The following is a 19,438-nucleotide window of genomic DNA, read 5'->3' as shown; positions in this document are numbered from 1 at the left end:
GGGAGCTTATATTTTATTAAGGAGTTGTTATTCATGCCAAATGTTGATATGCCCTTATCCCAGCTACGTGATTATAAGCCTGAATTAACGCTTGAAGCGGACTTCGATATCTTCTGGGAAGAGGCCAAAGAAAGCTCCAACGCAGCACCCCTGAATGCAAAAGCTAACTTGGTTGAGGATCATCCTTTAAAATCCATACATATCTACGATGTTGTTTATGACGGTGCCGATGGCACGCCTGTTCATGGCTGGTACGTTATTCCAGCAGGAAAGCATGAAAAAGGATCGCTTCCGGTTATTGTGAAATACCATGGATATAATGGTAATCGTGGAAATCCTCATGAATTGCTGCATTGGGCTTCTATGGGGATAGCTGTATTGTCTATTGATGCGAGAGGTCAGGGTGGGTTAACGCCGGTTGGAGCATCGTTTCCACAGGGGAGCATTTCGGGTTGGATGACGCTTGGAATTCTTGATCCGAAGCTTTATTATTACAAGCAGGTGTACTTGGACTGCATTCGTGCTATTGACTTTGTATGCTCTCAGCAGGAAGTGGATGCATCCCGCATCGCTGTATACGGGGGAAGCCAGGGCGGAGGACTCGCGCTCGCAGCAGCCGGTCTCGATGACAGGCCGAAGCTGGCGATGCCGTATTATCCGTATTTATGCCATTTCCGCCGCGCAGTGGAGCAGCACAATGGCGGACCTTATGTGGAAATTAAGAACTGGTTTCGCCGGTTTGACCCCGAGCATCTTAAAGAAGAGCAGGTATACCGCACCCTTAGCTATTTCGATGGAATGAATATGGCTTCACGGATCAAGGCGAAAACCTTGATGGCCATTACGCTGCAGGATATCGTCTGTCCGCCTTCGACCTGCTTTGCCGCATACAATCATTTGGTTGGAGAGAAGGAGCTGAAGCTGTACCCTGATTACGGTCATGAAGCTCTGCCTTTCCATGAGGAAGCAATGATGCGATTTGTGGCTGGTAATTTGTAGGGGAAGAGCTGCAACTTTACCGTTGACTTTTTTGACAGGCATGTTAATATGATAAATGTCACTAGGGGAGCCGCGAGGCTGAGATTGGATCAATAGATCCTAGACCCTCTGAACCTGATCTGGATTGCGCCAGCGTAGGGAAGTGGAGAGCGTTTGAAGCGTGTATTGAATTCTAACATGCAGACCACTTCTAAATACGGAGGTGGTCTTTTTTGTTTATTCAAAAAAGCCATCGGGTACCGTACAGATTAACATTATGGAATAAAGAAGGGGTGAACCGTATCATGTCCAAAGGTTTAAAATTGACCGACATCTTGGTCACAATCGTTATTGCAGTTGTATTTGGCATTATTTACCGGTTGTGGGGGGATGTCTACAATGTCGTTAAGCTGGCCGGTCTGCAGCTCGATCAGCTTATCTATGGTGTATGGTTTATGGCAGCGACGGTTGCGTTCCTGCTGATTCGCAAACCCGGTGTTGCGCTGCTTGCCGAAATAGCCGCTGCTTCAGGAGAATTATTCACAGGCTCCCAATTTGGAGTCGAAGCGCTAACTTACGGGATTGCACAAGGACTGGGCGCCGAATTGGTGTTTTTCTTGTTTCGGTATCGCAGCTTCTCTGCCTCAACGGCTTGTCTGGCCGGCATTGCAGCGGCTGCCGCATCGCTGATTTTTGACGGCTTCAAAGGATATTTGATTGATTTGCAGACTTGGAATTTGATGCTGTATTTCGTATTCCGATTGATTAGCGGAATTTTTATTACCGGACTGTGCGCTTATTGGTTAGTTAAAGCGCTGGAAGCAACTGGCGTTACCCAATTGGTTCGTCCAGCGAGCCGGGCCGATTATGACGCACTGGAGCGTAAGAAATAATGAGCATCGGGGTCTCGGTCAACGGTTTACGGCTGAAATTCGCAGGAAGTCAGGGACTGCAGTTTGATGAGCTATCATTCTCAGTCCCATCCGGGCAAAAGGTATTGCTGCTCGGACCAAGCGGATGCGGCAAATCAACATTGCTTCAGGTGCTGACCGGTTTAATTCCGGGAGCGATTGATGTCCCGGTTCGATATGACAGCATCCTGGTGCCATCATCCTGGGGTTATGTGTTTCAGGATCCGGACACTCAATTTTGCATGCCATTTGTTGATGAAGAGATGGCATTCGTGCTGGAGAATCTGGGAGTTCCAAGAGACGAAATGCCTGAGCGCATTAGTGATGGGCTGCATCAAGTAGGACTTGATTTGAAGGAGCTGCATATGCCGATCCAATCGATGTCGCAAGGCATGAAGCAGCGGCTGGCAATTGCTTCGATACTTGCGTTGAAGCCGGAGGTTTTATTTCTGGATGAGCCTACGGCGCTGCTGGACCCTGAAGGAACCAGGCAGGTATGGGAAACGATCAAAAAAGTCGGAAAAGACAAGACGGTCATCATCGTAGAACATAAAATAGATGAAGTGATTGAATTTGTCGATCGGGTTGTTTTATTCAATAGTGATGGAGTTGTAATTGCAGACGACTCTCCAACGCAAATATTTGCTGAATTTAAAGCTGAGCTTCAGCAATATGGAATTTGGTATCCTGGCGTATGGGAGGATTACGCCTCGAGTCCTGTGTATCAAGCGCTGCTGAATAATAGAAGCGAGCTGACCGCCGATGTGAAACAGTCAGCGGCCGATGCTGCGAAGCAGCTGGGCGGCGAGCAGGCTGATGCCGGCCAGGGCTTGTTGTCGCTGCGCGACTTCGCCGGATATCACGGCCGGGCTCGCAGCCGGGAAGCGAAGATCCGCGTTGCGGATCTTCGCTTGAGTGCCGGCGAGTGGGTGGCCGTTATCGGCGGCAACGGAGCGGGAAAAAGTACTCTGCTGCAGTCTCTGATGCAGCTGCTTCCTACTTCGGGCGGCTACGAAATAATCGGCCGCAGCGTGAAGGGCTTCAAGGATGTGGCGGATGATGCCGCCTATGTGTTTCAAAATCCGGAGATGCAGTTCGTAACCAACTCCGTGTATGACGAGGCTGCCTTCGGATTTCGCAGAGATGGCTTGGCCGATGCTGCGAAGCTTACCGAAGAACTGCTCATTGAATTTGGCCTTCAAGATAAGAAGGCCCAGCATCCCTACCAGCTGTCGCTAGGACAGAAGCGGAGATTGAGTGTAGCTACAGCGATGAGTAAACGGCAGCGATTAGTGCTTCTCGATGAGCCGACATTCGGGCAGGATGCGGCGAATACGTTTGCCATACTGGAGAAGCTTGAAGGCTGGCGGAGACAGGGAGCTTCTATTATTATGGTGACTCATGATATGGAAATCGTCCGGTATTTTTCCACGCGAGTATGGGTTATAGAAAGCGGCGTGTTGACCCTAAATATGGAGCCTGATGCCTATTTGAAGGCTGCGGGGTATACGAGTATGGGCGATCTGGAGCCGACTGAAATACTTCATTAAATGGTGTAAAAGGAAGCGGGGTGAGGTGTTACGTGTTTGCTTTCGAAGAAACATGGCTGCATAGGGTAAATCCGAGCTTGAAGCTGCTCTTATCAATAGGAATGTTCTTCATTGTGCTGCTAATCGATAATATTAATGTATTGATCAACATTACTGCGGCCCAGCTCTTGCTGCTTCTATTGTTCTCGGGGCATCCGATGCCTCGATTACTGCTTATGTTTCTACCCTTCGGACTATTATTTGTATCCTCTTCTATTTCCATGATGATGTTCGGAAAAGGAGATACAACTTGGCTGCATATCGGACTCGTGCATATTACAGAGGAGAGCTTCTTCCGCGGCATGCATATTGGCTTGAAAACAATCAACATGGCCTTGATGGGACTGATGTTTGCGCTCACTACCAAGCCGGTGGCCATGTTCTATTCCTTGATGCAGCAGTGCAAGCTGCCGGCCAAATACGCCTACAGCTTCATGGCCGCCCTGCGGCTTATGCCGATAATGGCGGATGAGTTTCGGACGCTGCGGATGGCGCTGAAGGTGCGCGGCGTGAAGCGGCGCGTTGGGATCGGCAGCGTCTATGAAACGCTGCGGCTATACGCGATCCCGCTGCTGGCGCAGAGCATTCGGCGCGCCCAGCGCATCGCCGTGGCGATGGAAGCGAAGCGCTTCTCTTCAGCGCGCGGGCGCACGTATTATTACCGCATCGGCTTCTCGATGCGCGACTTGCTGCTGCTACTGTATTTGGCAGCAGCGGTTTGGGCTGCCATGTATGCAGGGCAGCACTTTCCTTATTTCCATATCGGCGACGTCCGCTATAAGGTTATTTAAGTCTTCCAAGCAAACTTTCATGTAAAATCATTAAGGAGGAACCAATTATGAAATTTTCACAGGAGCTCCGTCAAGCCGTAGATGCTAGCTGGAACGCTAGCTTCGAGCATCCATTCGTTCAAGGGATTGCCGACGGTACGCTGCCGTTAGTTAAATTCCGTCATTATTTATTGAATGACGCTTATTATTTGGCTCAATTTGCACGTGTTCAGGCACTGGGGGCAGCTAAAGCGACGGATCTGTCAGATTCTAACCGGATGGCTGCTCATGTACAGGGAACATACAATGCAGAGCTGTCGTTACATGAGAACTTTGCTAAACGCTTGGGTATCAGTGAGGCAGAGAAAGCGGCATTCGAACCGTCACCTACGGCTTATGCGTATACTTCTCACATGTTGCGCGTTGCTAATGCAGGACATTTGGGGGATATTGTGGCAGTCATTTTACCATGCTATTGGCTTTATTATGAGATTGGTGAGCGATTGCAAGGAGTTACTTCTAGCGAACCGATCTATCAGGAATGGATCAACGCCTATGGAGGCGAATGGTTCCGTGAGCTGGTACAGGAGCAAATCGATCGTCTGGATACAATTGCAGAGCAGGTTACGGCAGCAGACCGTGAGCGGATGAAGAAGCATTTTATTATAAGCAGCCATTATGAGTACAAATTTTGGGATATGGCTTACAAGTTAGAGGCATGGCCGATTTACGAATGATATAATAAGAAGCAGCTCCTCAATCTGTTGAAGGGCTGCTTTTTTAATATCAGATCACATAAGTTTTCAGCAGAGCTGAACAATTCTGATATTGCAAGAAAAGCTACCGCTAAGACACGAATGTATCTTAATCGAATGGGCTTCGAATAGAAGCTCTTTTCTTTTCCTTTCAAAACTCACGTTCCTAAAACGCCAGCAAAAGCTTCTACTCAAATTCAGCTTCCGTTAAAGCTGTGTTCACCCCAATTGCGGCTCGACTTCCTTCTGCTGCAGCAATGATCAATTGAGCAGGTGCGATAACTGACGCATCTCCTGCTGCGTACACCCCATGAATGTTTGTTTTACCGTACGAGTCCGTCACGTATCCGCCCATTTGATTAGTTTCGCAGCCCAAACGTTCACCGAATGAAACGGCTTGAACCCATACAGGAGTTACAAATCCACCTGCTCTGTTAACGGTGCTGCCGTCCTCAAATGTCACCTGCTGCAAGTGGCCGCTTTGTCCAATAAATCCGGAAATTCGCTGCTCGAACACTTGAATATTTTTGCTTTGAAGCTTAGCTTTTTGCTCGGAAGTAAGATTTTGCTGTCCGTTTGTGCACAATATGATATCACGGCTCCAATTATGAACCAGTTTAGCCATATGGAATATGTTCTGCCCCTCTGAAATTATAACAAGCCGCTTGTCTCTTAACTCCCATCCATCACAATAGGGACAACTAAACAGACTAGTGCCATAGAAATCATGAATGCCGCTTATGTCCGGTAAAATTTCCTTTAAACCTGTCGCGAGTATGATATTTTTGGCCTCAACTGTTCTGCCTTCCCGAGTCATCAATTGAAAAATATCGTTATCCTTGCTTACAGCTGTAATTTCATGGTTTGCAATCTCCGCAGAGGGATACCTGCTGATTTCCCGGTGAGCGATCATTCTAAACTCACTTGGCTTTACTCCGTCACGTGTGATGAATCCGTGAGATTCATGGGTGACCGCATTCCTTGGTTTATTATTATCGAATAAAATAATATTTCTGCGTGCTCTTCCCAATACAAGCGCAGCGTTTAATCCGGCAGGTCCGCCGCCAATGATGGCACAATCATACTGCATATCTACCACTCCTTAATAAAAGATCTAATAGAGTCCTTAAATCTAAGAACATTCACTCTCGCCTAATTAAAGACTTAATGAATCTATAATAGCTCTGATTCCCGCTTCAGTCAAGTTCGTTTGTGTCCACAAAACGTTCATTCTTCCTTGACATTCAATGTGACTTTAATCATAGAGATGGTCCCCCTCAAATTCTAAAATAAGGGCATAAGTTTAAGTCCGAAGGGAGTGGGATACCATGGGTGAACAGCACAGGCAAGAGGATTCATCATTAAAAGGGACATTAGTAGCGGTGATGCTGTTAGGTGCGTTTTTGGTATTGACCTGGGTAGGTGTATTCGTATTATTCATTGCTAGAAGCTAGGCCGATATATCGCTAAAAAACATTAGATCAAAGGGGTTGGAGCTTCATGCATATTCATCGCTATGAAAAAATTTGGTTAACCTTCGGCATCACAATGCTGATAGTGTTTTTGGTCGTCCTGGGGGTTGGTGCATTTGCACTGGGAGCGCAGACACCTGGGGAGCATGATCACGCGCAGCATCAATCCCGCCAAACGGTGAATCCCGAGACAGTGGATCAAACGGCTCCCTTTAACGAACTGGGCTTGAAGAAAATTGGGGATAACGAGTATGACGCTTATATGCTGGCATTCGCCTTTGGCTATAGTCCGGACAAAATGGAGGTGCCAGTTGGCGCTACCGTACATTTTCACATTACAAGCAAGGATGTTGTGCACGGCTTTCAAATTCCGGGAACGAACGTGAACATGATGGTGGTCCCTGGTGAAGTGAATCATCTGACTTATAAGTTTACGAAGAAAGGTGAATTTCTAGTCCTGTGCAATGAATATTGCGGTGCAGCTCATGAAATGATGCAAACCTTAATTATTGTGAAGTAACAAAGGAGAGGCTGAAACTATGATTACACAATTAAAGGGCTTTGACCGTAGAGATTCCGCACTAGTGCTTGCGCATATTTTGTTTGCATTCCTTGCGTTACTGCTGGGTGGCGTCGCAGGAGTGCTTCAAGGTCTGGTGCGCGGGGGCATGATTACTTTGCCATATGGTATCGGTTATTACCAACTGCTAACGGCGCACGGGATATTGATGGCCATTGTGTTTACCACGTATTTTATTATCGGATTCCTCTACTCGGGTGTGGCTAAGACGCTGGGCGGGCAATTGCTGCCGGTTGCCAGATCATTAGGATGGCTCGGTTACGGTTTGATGACCTTGGGTACAATAATTGCAACTATCCTTATTTTACTAAATAAAGCGACTGTTCTATACACTTTCTATGCTCCGATGATGGCTTCTCCATGGTTTTATGTCAGTCTGGTTTTCATCGTAGTTGGCAGCTGGATGAGCTGCTTCGGGATATTTATTAATTACCGGTATTGGAAAAAAACGCATAATGGCAAGCTATCGCCACTATTCGCTTTTATGTCTGTGGTGACAATGCTTATGTGGTTTATCGCGACGCTTGGAGTAGCAATTGAGGTACTGTTTCAGCTCATTCCTTGGTCGTTTGGCTGGGTTGAAACGATTAATGTAACTCTTAGCCGTACTTTATTCTGGTATTTTGGACACCCGTTAGTCTATTTCTGGCTGCTGCCCGCCTACATTTGCTGGTACGTGGTTATTCCGAAGGTGATTGGCGGCAAAATGTTCAGCGATGCCTTGGCACGGTTAGCTTTTATCCTACTGCTTTTATTCTCTATTCCAGTAGGATTTCACCATCAGCTGACGGAGCCTGGGATATCCTCCGTTTGGAAATATGTCCAGGTTGTACTTACATTCATGGTAGTCGTTCCATCCTTAATGACGGCATTCTCTTTGATCGCTACTTTTGAAATGCATGGACGCAGCATAGGGGCTAAAGGATTGTTTGGATGGGTGAAAAAGCTTCCGTGGGGCGATGTACGTTTTTTTGCCCCATTTATGGGGATGCTCATATTTATTCCCGCTGGAGCTGGTGGTCTGATCAATGCAAGTCATCAAATGAACATGGTCGTTCATAATACATTGTGGGTGACAGGGCATTTTCATTTGACAGTAGCTACGAGTGTTGCACTGACATTTTTTGGGGTGACGTATTGGTTAATCCCGGCTGTGACTGGACGTGTACTAACTCCGCTGCTTCATAAGCTGGGCATTGCACAGACGATTACTTGGCTCGTGGGTATGTTCTTCATGTCTGGAGCCATGCACACGGTAGGATTATTTGGTTCGCCCCGTCGGACGGCTTATACAACGTATCAGGATCACCCGGATCCAATCCTTTGGATGCCATACCATGTAGTTATGGCTATTGGTGGAACGGTGCTATTCATCGGAGTTATTATGATGGTTGTGAATGTGGTTATGCTGCTAAAAGCACCAAAGGGCGAAACGGAGTATCCAATCGCTGAAGTTAGTGATGCAGCTGAGAAGACGCCGGCCCTATTTGAGCGCTGGGGTCTATGGGTAGGTGTACTTGTAGTTTTAATATTAGTCGCCTATTCAATTCCGGTAATGGAATTGCTGAATAATCCAGGTACGGGTGCAAAAGGCATAGTGACCTGGTAATTCAACTTGATTATTCTAAGGTTTCGTTATTATGATTGCTTCTGGTTTCTTGGAGGGAGCGTAGACGGTAGCAGTTCATGCCAACACGGCCTAGCTCATCTAGGAGTCCATAGTTGGCCCAGGCCCCAACGACTGCTCCAATACCGGGGACGAGCTGCAGCATCTTGCGAAAGTCGATGGTATCACGGTATTCCTGCTGAAGCTGCTGCCAATTAATATGCTTTACATAGGATTCAGCCGGAGGGAGCGAGCGAGCCGTTTCAGGCCATTGAACAATGGTCTGGAACAAGGCTTGCTTTTTTGTCTGGCTGGAGAAGGCTAGCTGAAATACATGCAAAATGTATAGCCTCTCGCGGTAATCCTGGGTCGAATATCCGTAAATATGAGCTAATTCAAAGAGAAGCTTCATCTTGATACCAATTAATATCGGAAAGTCGGCCAAACCTAGCAGGATTCCTCCAGCTCCGGCTCCAGCCCCTTCGGCTGCTGCCAGCTTTTTATATAGGGAGATTAATTCCTCCGCCTTGTGATCCCGCATAGCTAAGGAAATTCCGACCAACGGTGGATTCTTGGGCATATAGTCAATGCTGAACAAAGAAGTTTTAACGATACCTTTTACAGTTGCTGTAATAGTCTGATGTACTTTTTCAGGTATAACCTGATTAATACGAACAGACACGGCTTTTGATGTTTTTTCCAGAAAACCAGGAGGCTTTAACAATTTTTTTTCCCAAATCTTTAACATCCTTGCTGTTTGATGTTCGTAAATGCTCCAATTCGTTTCGATGGGGTTCAGCCTCCAATTACAGTTTCACTTTAATTCTATCTTAATATAAAGTCAGGGTGCAATGATTGCATATTGCAGGTTATGATTTAAACAAAGAGTTTAATAATAAAACGGCTTCACGCGTCCAAAAGGCAGCGAAAGCCGTTTTCTAGTATTTATATATGCTGTATTTTGATCAAATTGGTAGATCCGGATTGTCCAACCGGTACTCCTGCAGAGACGACTGCCAAGTCGCCTGGCTTAACAAGTCCGCTTGTCAACGCACTTTGAATGGCCGACTCGAACATTTCATCTGTTGATCGAACGGGTGCTCCTTTTATAGGAATAACACCCCAAAACAAGCTGAGACGGCGCTGTACTCGTTCATCAGGAGTTACAGCGATAATGGGTGCTTTTGGACGGTATTTGGATACCATACGAGGGGTAAACCCACTTACAGTAGGTGTAATGATAGCCGCAGCCTCCAAATCAAGGGAGGAACTGACCGCAGCTTGGCTTATGACTTCAGTAATGTTGTTTTTTTGTACGGCAGCTTTTTTCTGAAGCATCTCTTTGTAAGAGAGCGTCGATTCGATGTTGGCAGCTATTGCAGCCATTGTTTTCACTGATTCGAGTGGGTATTTTCCAGCAGCGGTTTCGCCGGATAGCATCAAGACATCGGTACCATCATAGACTGCATTCGCTACGTCGCTTGCTTCCGCTCTTGTCGGCCGAGGGTTGTACTGCATGGAATCCAGCATGTGGGTAGCCGTAATTATTGGCTTACCGGCTGCATTGCCCTTTTGAATCATTTGCTTTTGAATAATAGGAACATCTTCAATAGGAATTTCTACCCCGAGATCGCCTCTAGCAACCATCAATCCGTCCGATACTTCCAGGATGTCGTCCAGATTTTCTACGCCTTCCTGATTTTCAATTTTCGATATGATTTGAATATGTGAAGCCTGCCCCTCATCCAGCAAACGTCTGATTTCAACAATATCGCTTGCTTTACGTACGAAGGAAGCGGCTATGATATCGATATCCTGTTCAATACCGAATAAAATATGCTCTACATCTCTTGCGGTAACCCCTGGCAGAGAGGTTCTCACACCAGGCAGATTAACACCCTTTCGGGATTTAACAATACCTCCATTGATAATCCTACAGCGGATCTCAGTGCCTTCGACAGCTTCAACAATAAGCTCAATCAGACCGTCATCGATCAAAATACGTGATCCTGGCTCGATATCTTGAGTGAGTTCCTTGTAAGAGACAGAAATACGCTCAGCGGTTCCTTGAATTTGTTCGGTTGTTAATGTTAATAGCTCACCTGTACGAAGCTCGTAGGAAGACTGCTCCAGCAAACCCGTACGAATTTCAGGGCCTTTAATATCCAATAAAATCGAAACCGTTGCTCCCAGCTCCCAGGCGGCTTGACGGACTCGCTGTATTCTTCCTTTGTGGTCTTCCAGATCTCCATGGGCCATGTTCATCCGGGCGGAGTTCATACCAGCACGTATCAATTCCTTCAGCATTTCGACGGAATCGCAAGCGGGTCCCATGGTGCACATAATTTTCGTTTTTGGTAACATGTAGGTTTCCTCCTCGAGTTGTAGTTCGCTGAAACCCATTGTAGTGAAAAAAACTCATAAATACTATGAATAATAGTATTGTATTTGTATAATAGTATCTAAAATGTGAGGCGATTAAGATGTTATTTATACAATCAGTTCGTCAAGATACAAGCATGCAATGGTTTGAGGAATTTCAGGAGGGAATGCCTACCTGGTTGTTGGTCATGGTCAACTATGGCAAATGCTTATTTTGGATACGACAGGAAAAAGTGCTGCTCGAAAAAGGAGATCTTTTGCTTATCCCGAGTCACACTTCCTTTTATGGAAAAAGTATTCCATCCGTAACCCACGAAAAATATATGGTTTCTTTTCAAGTAGAAGAGGGAACTTTGATGCAATTGCTGCCTTTATTGACTGAATCCCGAGTATACAAATGGAGAACGGTCAAATACGAGCTGTTGCTGCACAAATTTAGAACCATGCTGGAGGAATGGACTGAACGGCCTGCTTTTGCAGAAGCAATGTGCGGTGCACTGGCTATGGAAGTGTTAGCGCTCTGGAGCAGGGAAATGAGCGATGGTCATCCATCCACAACAAAGGAAAAGCATACCGAGCTCATGAAAGCTTACATTCAAAACCATTATCGAGAAAAAGTAACGAAAGAGGAATTAGGCGCAGTTATTGGAAAAAGCCCCAACTATGCAGCTTCTGTATTTAGTGAGGTGACAGGTCAGACGATAGGGGGATTTGTGCACGCACTTCGTATCAAAACAGCTGTGTACCTGCTCATCCATTCACAACGAACGGTTGGCGATATTTCCGACTATTTAGGTTATTGTGACCCCTCGTATTTTCACCGCATCTTCAAAAGAGAAACCGGTCAGCCGCCAGCCGCTTATGTAAAATACAGAGAACAACCTTCTCTTTAACGAAGGAACAGCGAAAAGTTTATTAAATTGGTCCTTTTCCTAATTATCTTGTTAAGTTTTGTTGGCTTGGCTTATAGCCATTATCCCTTAAGCTCAGTTTATCCAATCATGCTGCACGCTAAATATAGATTTCTATTACGGATTCTAATGAACCTCAGTTTATCGAACCTCTGCTTCAAGCAATGCAAACTGCTGTTACTGTTCCTTATGGATACTATCCCTTAAGCTCAGTTTATCGAATCTTGACTAGAAGCGATGTAATCTGCTGTTGATGTTCTTATGGATACTATCCCTTAAGCTCAGTTTATCGAATCCTGGGATACGATGTAATCTGCTGTGCTGTTCTTTATGGATACTATCCCTTATGCTCAGTTGATTAATCCGGCCACACGTGACAAATTGCTGTTGTTGTCTTGCTTCGACTATCGTCATTCTCATACCAAAACAAGAAATTTAAGGGCAGCTTTTAGTGGAACAGTCCTTTATTTAATATTGTTACAAGAGAATTAATTTTTGAACCTGCTAAAGAGAAGGCTGGCATTCTGAAATCATAGATTGTTTCAATAAATCGTTTTCGGAAGGGTTCATTTTTTAAAACAAAATCATAATTTGATCAGTTGTAATCAAGTGTTTCGACATTAAATATATTTGTGCTTACATCTGATGGAAAATCAAGTCTTTTAGCGTCCTGTTATGAAAAATATTAAGGAAAATTTATAATAATTATTGAAAAGAGAACGGATGTTTGGTATGTTTATATATAGGATCGTACGTTCGTTTTTTTGTTTGACTTAGGTTAAATTTGAGTCTTCTTTTTATAAAAATTATTTTATGGACAGAAAGAACATTAGGTGCTTACTTGAAAAAGTATCTACATGTGGTCTACCGCAGTCATGCTGCGCATTCCTATGTGCTGCGCTAGGAGATACTGAGCGCGGTGCGGAAATAGTTACTGTGATTAGTCGTAATCATGCAGGAATAACATATAAATTCATATGTTCAGCGGGGTGTATTAATGGCTGAAGAACGGACTAAGACAGCAGAATGGACGTTATCGGAGGAGCAGCTTCAATTATTGAGCTCGGAGGAATCCTGCGCGGATTTTTTATTTGCAGCTAAATGGCCAGATGGATTTCGGTGTGCCCACTGCGGTCATCTTCATGCTTATAAGATTACGACACGTAGGCTGCCGCTTTTCGAATGCAGCTCCTGCCATTACCAAGAATCTCTTATTGCGAATACAATTTTTGAGGGAAGCAGGAGTGATTTGCGAAAATGGTTCCATGCTTTGCTGATTGTTTCGCATACTACGTGCGGTATCAATGCTGTTCAACTCAGCGAGGCAATAGGTGTTACTTATAAAACAGCGTGGCTTATGCTTCATAAAATTCGTTATGCTATGAGCAAGGCGGATGCTGGCACGATGTTGTCGGGCATTGTTCGGATCAATTCAGCTTCGTATGGCCATCCTCATAATCCATCTGTTAACCGCCACATCCAAGAACAACCTCTCTTAGTAGGTGCTTCCTTAAATGCAGAAGGAGAACCTGTATATGTCAAAATTAAACGAGTTCCTGACGAGCATTTGCAAGGAAAGGTCTTAAAGCCCATTGGAAGCCAGCATTTCATCGAACAGTATGTTGAGCCGAAAACCGATGATTTAGAAAGCATTACCGCTCGATTCAGTTCCCGCCGTTTTCAGCGGCTGCTGAGCATAGCAAAAAAAGCAGGTCAATGGATCAATACAGCCTATCATGGAATTGGCCCAAAGCATTTACAGGCCTATCTCAATGAATATTGCTGCCGTTTGAATCTTGATTTTCAGGGTGGAGCGATCTTTCGCTATTTGACTCAGCTATGTGCTGCTGCTGCGCCGATTACATACCCCCAATTAATACGATTTCCAACCACTTCCTAGCCATGAGTTAGTATTTAATTAGTACTAGAACTCTTGTTTAACTGTATGAATTATTTCATACTCATACAGAGTTTTTTTAGAAATGACTCTATGAAAAATACTTCAAATAAATTCGTTATTCCGTTTTATTGGATTGTTTCAAATCATTCTTCGATCAGGTTATAAAATATCTCAAATCGTAATAATTCTTTTAATTCCACAATTATCTAAAATCGTAGTAATATCTCAACAAATCACCTCGAATCGCAGCAATTATCTCAAGTCCATAAATCCTCACAAGTCTCATGGCAATAATCTCAAGTTTATAAAACATCGCGAGAGTTATAGCAATTATCCCAAGTCCGTAAATCCCCTGGAATCGTAGCAAATGCAATAATCCCAAGTTGATAAATCCCCGCAAGTCTCATAGCAATAATCCTAAGTCTATAAAACATCGCGAGAGTCATAACAGTTATCCCAAGTCGATAAATCCCCGCGAGTCATAGCAACTATCCCAAATCCATACTTCACCTCGAGTCGTAGCAATTATCTCAAGTCCATAAAACACCGATAGAGTCATAGCAGTATCCCAAGTCCATACTTCACCTCGAATCGCAGCAATTATCTCGAGTCCATAAAACATCGTGAGTCATAGCAATTATCCCAAGTCCGTAAATCACCACGAATCGTATATTCTCTTAATTCCATAAATCACCGCAAATCAGAGCAATATTCTCAAGCACATAAATAGTTTGGAATTACGGAAACTACCTTAAATTCATAATTCATAATCAACTGAAAAGGTAGCAATTACCTCAGGTTATCCTCGCTTCAAATCATTTCAAATCACATCGCATCAAACTATTTTGATACGATAGTTTTCTTTTAAATTAATCCCGTTTTTAGATGATTCCTGAACATGTCATATGGGCGATATTCGATAAAGCTGTACTGAGTAAAGGGGATAATGCTCATAAGGCGGCAATAAGAAGGCAATTGATGGCGTGTGACCCTTTGCGACCCCTTAATGGCTATGGCTGACAGACAGACTAGCATATAGACAGACTGGCATATAGACAGACTAGCATATAGACAGATAAGAATATATTTGGAGGGCGTCTGCTCTTGTTTGAAAATTAAAAAGGTTGAAAAAACTTCCTACTTACACCAATGTGAATTTATAGTTATATTTGTAAGCGTAGACAAGAAAGCGCTTAATAAATGTATAGGTGAAAGCGGGAGGCAGTTTATTATGAGAATGATTTATCTTGATATCGATTCTTTGCGCCCCGATCATATGAGTTGTTACGGTTATGATCGGAATACGACGCCAAACATTGATCATATTGCAGCTGGAGGGGCACGGTTTAACAGTTGTTATTGCGCTTCATCGCCATGCGTTCCATCCAGAGCAAGCTTTATGTCTGGACGCTTTGGAATCAATCATGGAGCTCTGACCCACTGGGGACCTGGTTGTGATTTCGATTATCCGGAGGGTGATGGACATAGTACATCGGTTCCTTTTTTTACGAGACATTTGCGCAATGCGGGGTATAAGACGGTTACCTTTTCATCATTTGGAGATAGACATCATGCATGGTGGTATTTTGCCGGATGGAATGAGCTGCACACGCATTCTTTGAAGGAAGGGAATGAGAATGCAGATGAGGTCAATGCAGCAGTAATTCCATGGTTAAAGGCACACGGCAAAGAAGACAACTATTTTCTGCATATTCAGTATTGGGATCCTCATACTTTGTACACCTATCCAAAGGAATATGCAGATCAATGGAACGACTCCCCGGTTAAAGAGTTTCCGAATGAGCAAACGATTCAGGATCAACAGAAAGATAGTTTTCCGCGATCCGCTACCTTCTTGCACTGGGCGGATCGATTCCCTGAAACGATGCCGAGGCAGATCCGGAACCGGCAAGATTTAGCTCATTTGATCAACGGATATGATGGGGGCATTTCTTACATGGATAAACATGTAGGAGAAATTCTGGAAACGTTACGTGAGCTGGGGATTGAGGAAGAGGTATGCTTTATAATAAGTGCGGACCATGCTGAATCGATGGGTGAGCATGGGGTTTATATGGAGCATGCGAATGCATCCGAATCCGTTCATCATATTCCATTGATAATGAAGGTTCCGGGAGTGACTAAGCCTGGACAGGTAGTGGATGGCTTTGTATATAACGTCGATGTAATCGCAACCATTACAGATATGGTGGGATTGCCAGTTCCTACTGGCTGGGATGGGAAGTCGTTCTTGAATGCCCTGCAAGGGGGACATTGGGAAGGACGTGATTACCTAGTTATGGATCATGCTCTGTATGTTTGCCAGCGAGCTGTACGAGACAGCAAATGGTATTTTATTCGTACGTATCATCCGGGATTGTTCGAATTTGGAGAAATTTCTCTTTATGACATGGAGCAGGACCCGAATCAAACGGTTAATGTGGCAGCAGCTTTCCCTGAAATAGTCAAAGAGATGGATCACCGTCTGGCTAACTGGCTGCAAGAGCAAATGGGCAAGCCTGGCAGCAAGGTAGATCCGATGCAAAAGGTTATCGAAACCGGTCCATGGAAGTACATGACGGTTGAGGATTGGCATCGCCGGCTGCAGCAAGATGGCTGGCAGGAAGAAGCTAGTATTCTTGCGGCTAAATATCGAAAATCCAATGATTTCAATTCTTTATACGGAATGTAGATGGTATCGAATATAAAAAGAAATTATGAAAGGTTCATGAGTATGGAAAATTTGCAAAAAAGAGTAATGCAGCATAAAACAAGGAAGGTACCCTTCTCCTCCAGGGTGCATCCTAACATCATGGTAATGCTTTCATTATTGATTGGAGTAGCCGTCTGGTGGCTACTGTCAACGATACCCTCGGTTGGAAGCATTTTATCCAATCCGGTAACTTTGTTAAAAAGCTTTATGGGCGAGCTGCAAAGCGGCAGGCTTTGGAGCAATGTTTATGCGAGTATTTTCAGAGTACTTGGGGGGTTCTTGCTAGGATTGCTGGCAGCCATTCCTGTTGCTTTTTTAATGGGCTGGTATCCTACGATCCGAGCATTGATTGAACCCTGGATACAATTTTTCCGTACAATTCCGCCGATCGCCTTGATTCCGTTAGTTATTGTAGCGTTTGGGATTGGGGAGGGAGCAAAAATTTCGGTTATTTTTGTAGCTACCTTTCTGGTCATGGTTATTTCCATTTATCAGGGTGTGCGAAATGTTGACCCCACGCTTATTAAAGCAGCTCGGGTATTAGGAGCAACGGATAAAGATATTTTCATGGAGGTTGTCGTTCCCGCTTCATTTCCTTACATTCTGGTTGGCGTAAGATTAGGATTGGCGAGCGCATGGACGACATTGGTTGCGGCTGAATTGACTGGCGCCTCCAAGGGGTTGGGCAATATGATCATGGAAGCGGGTTTGTACTTCCGAATGGATCTTGTAATATTAGGAATTATTATTATTGGTGTTATCGGATTTGCCATGGATAAAGGTGTACTCTATCTGGAAAGGAAGCTGACAGGATGGCAGGAACTGCGGAAGTCATAACTAGAGATAGCCAAGAAACAGACCGGCCCAAGATTGAGATAACCAATTTGACCAAAGTGTACCAGGGCCGTAACGGAGACGTTGTTGCTTTACAAAATACGAATCTGACCATCAATCAAAATGAATTTGTATGTGTCGTAGGTCCGAGCGGCTGCGGGAAGACGACGCTGCTGAATATCATCGCTGGATTGGAGGATGCAACGACAGGCAGCGTGACAGTTGACGGACAGGAGGTGTGGGGTCCTGGTAAAGAGAGAGGGGTGGTGTTTCAGCAATACGCTCTGTTTCCATGGAAAACGGTTATCAAAAATGTAGAATTTGGTTTGAAGCTGAGAGGTCTAAATAAAAAGGAACGGCGCGAAAAAGCGGAAAAGTATTTGGAACTGGTAGGCTTAAAGGATTTTGCTAATTCCTATCCGAAGGAATTATCCGGTGGTATGAAGCAGAGGGTGGCTATCGCAAGGGCGTACGCAGTAAATCCTGAGGTGCTGCTAATGGACGAACCATTCGGGGCGCTTGATGCACAAAGCCGCTCACAGCTTCAGGAGGAACTGTTGCATACATGGGAAAAAGAGAAAAAGACATGTTTTTTTATTACGCATGATGTGGAAGAAGCCGTTATTTTAGCACAAAAGGTTATTATTATGAGTGCCAGGCCAGGCAGAATTAAAGAAATCATTGAGGTTGATATTCCATACCCCAGAACACAAGAAACGAAGCTGCATGAACGATTTGTGCAAATCAAAAATGAGATTTGGGCCAAGGTATATAAAGAATATTTGGAAGTCAAAAAGTAAAAGTTGCTGCATATGATGCAAGTTTTCTTATGAAAACGCTAAGGGAGAGATTAAACAATGTCCATGTTGATACGAGCAGGTAAAAAGAGCTTTGGTGTATGGATGATCGCCATATCGCTGCTGCTTACTTTGAGTGCATGCGGTACGAGTGGCGGAACAAATGGAGGCGCAGCAAGCGGTACTGCCGGAGGTAAGGACACGACAGTTCCTGCTGCTAAACCGCAGGAGCCTGCGAAGGAAGTACCGAAGGAGCTGCCAACTATTAACGTTGCGTATATGCCTGATATTCATGGGGCTACACCTATTGTTCTGGGTGAAGAAAAAGGATATTTTAAAGAAGCCGGAGTAAAGATCAATGCTGTAAAATTTCTCAGCGGTCCTCCTGAATTTCAAGCAATGGCCGCAGGTGACATTGATATTGCCTACATTGGACCTGGTGCAACCTTCTTATCCGCTCAAGGCAAAGGCAATATCATTGCAGTTGATAGTTTGAATACAGGCGATATGGTGTATGCCACCAAAAAATCGGGAATCAAGGATTGGAAGGATTTGAAAGGGAAGACGGTCGGGGTTCCGAAGGGGACATCCGGGGAAATGATACTAAATCTTGGCATCAAAAAAGGCGGTCTTAAGCCAGAGGATGTTAACGCTGTCAATATGGATGTTGCAGGAGCGGTTTCGGCTTTTGTAGCCGGTAAAGTGGATGCAGTTGCGATCTGGTCTCCGTATACATCTGAGATAGAGAAGCAAGTTGGCAAGGACAACATTGTGAAGTTAGGCGATAACAAGATGTTCTTTCCTGAATACGTATTCCCGCAAAGCTGGGTGGTCAATCCTAAGTTTTTGAAGGAAAAGCCTGAGTTGGTCGAAAAGTTCCTTGCAGCATGGGTTAAAGCCAATGATTATCGCATCAAAAATATCGAAGAAACGATCAAGCTGACTGCTAAATACACGCAGGTTCCTGAGGATTCCCTCAAGGTACAAGTGGATACAACAGAATGGATTGAATCGAAAAAGCAAGTCGATTATTTCAAGGATGGTACAGTGATTAAGTGGTACGAGAATCTAGAGAAATTGTTTGTTGAAAACGGCAAATTGACCGAAGTCGTCAAAGGTGACACTTTTGTTAGTCCGGCTCCGTTTTTAAAAGTAGTTAAATAAAGGTAGTTAAAATATGGAATGGAAAAATAGCTCTTTCTTTGTGCATTTAACACAACGTAAGAGCTATCTTTTTATG

Annotated in this window: 17 protein-coding genes and 1 riboswitch; of the genes, 14 read left to right on the top strand and 3 right to left on the bottom strand. The window is 44.6% G+C overall.

Going from position 1 to position 19,438, the window contains the following annotated elements; translation table 11 throughout:
• The first annotated feature begins 33 nt into the window (after positions 1-33).
• The 5 genes from NV381_RS00845 (at position 34) to tenA (ending at position 4,985) form a co-directional block, all read left to right on the top strand.
• Entirely contained in the window at positions 34-999 is a 966-nt protein-coding gene (locus NV381_RS00845) for an acetylxylan esterase (protein WP_258211354.1), read from the top strand.
• 53 nt (positions 1,000-1,052) lie between these two features.
• Positions 1,053-1,157, top strand: a riboswitch (TPP riboswitch).
• Positions 1,158-1,283: 126 nt separating this feature from the next.
• Complete coding sequence (locus tag NV381_RS00840) at positions 1,284-1,871, top strand: ECF transporter S component (protein ID WP_258211698.1); 588 nt, start codon at positions 1,284-1,286, stop codon at positions 1,869-1,871.
• Positions 1,871-3,439: an ABC transporter ATP-binding protein gene (locus NV381_RS00835; RefSeq protein WP_258211353.1), complete on the top strand. Its 1,569-nt coding sequence runs from the start codon at positions 1,871-1,873 to the stop codon at positions 3,437-3,439. The genes NV381_RS00840 and NV381_RS00835 overlap by 1 nt, the downstream gene beginning before the upstream one ends.
• 32 nt (positions 3,440-3,471) lie before the next feature.
• Positions 3,472-4,269 carry an energy-coupling factor transporter transmembrane component T family protein gene (locus NV381_RS00830; RefSeq protein ID WP_258211352.1) on the top strand — a complete coding sequence of 266 codons (798 nt, stop codon included), beginning with the start codon at positions 3,472-3,474 and terminating at the stop codon, positions 4,267-4,269.
• A gap of 47 nt (positions 4,270-4,316) precedes the next feature.
• Positions 4,317-4,985, top strand: coding sequence for a thiaminase II (gene tenA / locus NV381_RS00825; RefSeq protein WP_258211351.1), 669 nt, complete (start codon positions 4,317-4,319; stop codon positions 4,983-4,985).
• Positions 4,986-5,190: 205 nt separating this feature from the next.
• Here tenA and NV381_RS00820 read toward each other — a convergent pair whose 3' ends face one another.
• A complete protein-coding gene (locus NV381_RS00820) occupies positions 5,191-6,093 on the bottom strand; it encodes an NAD(P)/FAD-dependent oxidoreductase (protein ID WP_258211350.1) in 903 nt (300 codons plus the stop codon).
• A gap of 238 nt (positions 6,094-6,331) precedes the next feature.
• On the opposite strand from NV381_RS00820, the gene NV381_RS00815 reads away from it, so the two are divergent.
• From NV381_RS00815 to NV381_RS00805, 3 genes are read left to right on the top strand one after another with little or no spacing between them, the layout of a single operon-like run.
• Positions 6,332-6,457, top strand: a complete 126-nt coding sequence (locus NV381_RS00815; protein WP_258211349.1) for a cytochrome c oxidase subunit 2A — start codon at positions 6,332-6,334, stop codon at positions 6,455-6,457.
• A gap of 46 nt (positions 6,458-6,503) precedes the next feature.
• A complete protein-coding gene (locus tag NV381_RS00810; protein WP_258211348.1) occupies positions 6,504-6,995 on the top strand; it encodes a cytochrome c oxidase subunit II in 492 nt (163 codons plus the stop codon).
• A gap of 19 nt (positions 6,996-7,014) precedes the next feature.
• Positions 7,015-8,664 carry a b(o/a)3-type cytochrome-c oxidase subunit 1 gene (locus tag NV381_RS00805; protein ID WP_258211347.1) on the top strand — a complete coding sequence of 550 codons (1,650 nt, stop codon included), beginning with the start codon at positions 7,015-7,017 and terminating at the stop codon, positions 8,662-8,664.
• Between the two features lie 10 nt (positions 8,665-8,674).
• On the opposite strand, the gene NV381_RS00800 is transcribed toward NV381_RS00805, so the two are convergent.
• Both NV381_RS00800 and pyk read right to left on the bottom strand, forming a co-directional pair.
• Positions 8,675-9,451, bottom strand: coding sequence for an EcsC family protein (locus NV381_RS00800; RefSeq protein WP_419182232.1), 777 nt, complete (start codon positions 9,449-9,451; stop codon positions 8,675-8,677).
• A 155-nt stretch (positions 9,452-9,606) separates the two neighbouring features.
• The gene (pyk, locus tag NV381_RS00795) at positions 9,607-11,025 is read right to left on the bottom strand and encodes a pyruvate kinase (RefSeq protein ID WP_258211345.1); all 1,419 of its coding nucleotides are present in this window, start codon (positions 11,023-11,025) and stop codon (positions 9,607-9,609) included.
• 119 nt (positions 11,026-11,144) lie between these two features.
• On the opposite strand from pyk, the gene NV381_RS00790 reads away from it, so the two are divergent.
• The 6 genes from NV381_RS00790 (at position 11,145) to NV381_RS00765 (ending at position 19,362) form a co-directional block, all read left to right on the top strand.
• Entirely contained in the window at positions 11,145-11,936 is a 792-nt protein-coding gene (locus NV381_RS00790; RefSeq protein WP_258211344.1) for a helix-turn-helix domain-containing protein, read from the top strand.
• A gap of 1,015 nt (positions 11,937-12,951) precedes the next feature.
• Positions 12,952-13,854, top strand: a complete 903-nt coding sequence (locus tag NV381_RS00785) for a transposase (RefSeq protein ID WP_258211343.1) — start codon at positions 12,952-12,954, stop codon at positions 13,852-13,854.
• Positions 13,855-15,085: 1,231 nt separating this feature from the next.
• A complete protein-coding gene (locus NV381_RS00780; RefSeq protein ID WP_258211342.1) occupies positions 15,086-16,546 on the top strand; it encodes a sulfatase in 1,461 nt (486 codons plus the stop codon).
• Between the two features lie 120 nt (positions 16,547-16,666).
• On the top strand, positions 16,667-17,404 hold the full coding sequence (locus NV381_RS00775; protein ID WP_258211341.1) for an ABC transporter permease: 738 nt from the start codon (positions 16,667-16,669) through the stop codon (positions 17,402-17,404).
• Positions 17,380-18,201, top strand: a complete 822-nt coding sequence (locus NV381_RS00770) for an ABC transporter ATP-binding protein (RefSeq protein ID WP_258211340.1) — start codon at positions 17,380-17,382, stop codon at positions 18,199-18,201. The genes NV381_RS00775 and NV381_RS00770 overlap by 25 nt, the downstream gene beginning before the upstream one ends.
• A 57-nt stretch (positions 18,202-18,258) precedes the next feature.
• Positions 18,259-19,362: an ABC transporter substrate-binding protein gene (locus NV381_RS00765; protein ID WP_258211339.1), complete on the top strand. Its 1,104-nt coding sequence runs from the start codon at positions 18,259-18,261 to the stop codon at positions 19,360-19,362.
• Positions 19,363-19,438 lie beyond the last annotated feature (76 nt).

Source organism: Paenibacillus radicis (ex Xue et al. 2023) (assembly GCF_024722015.1).
Taxonomy (GTDB): domain Bacteria; phylum Bacillota; class Bacilli; order Paenibacillales; family NBRC-103111; genus Paenibacillus_S.
This window is presented reverse-complemented; position numbering and strand designations above follow the sequence as displayed.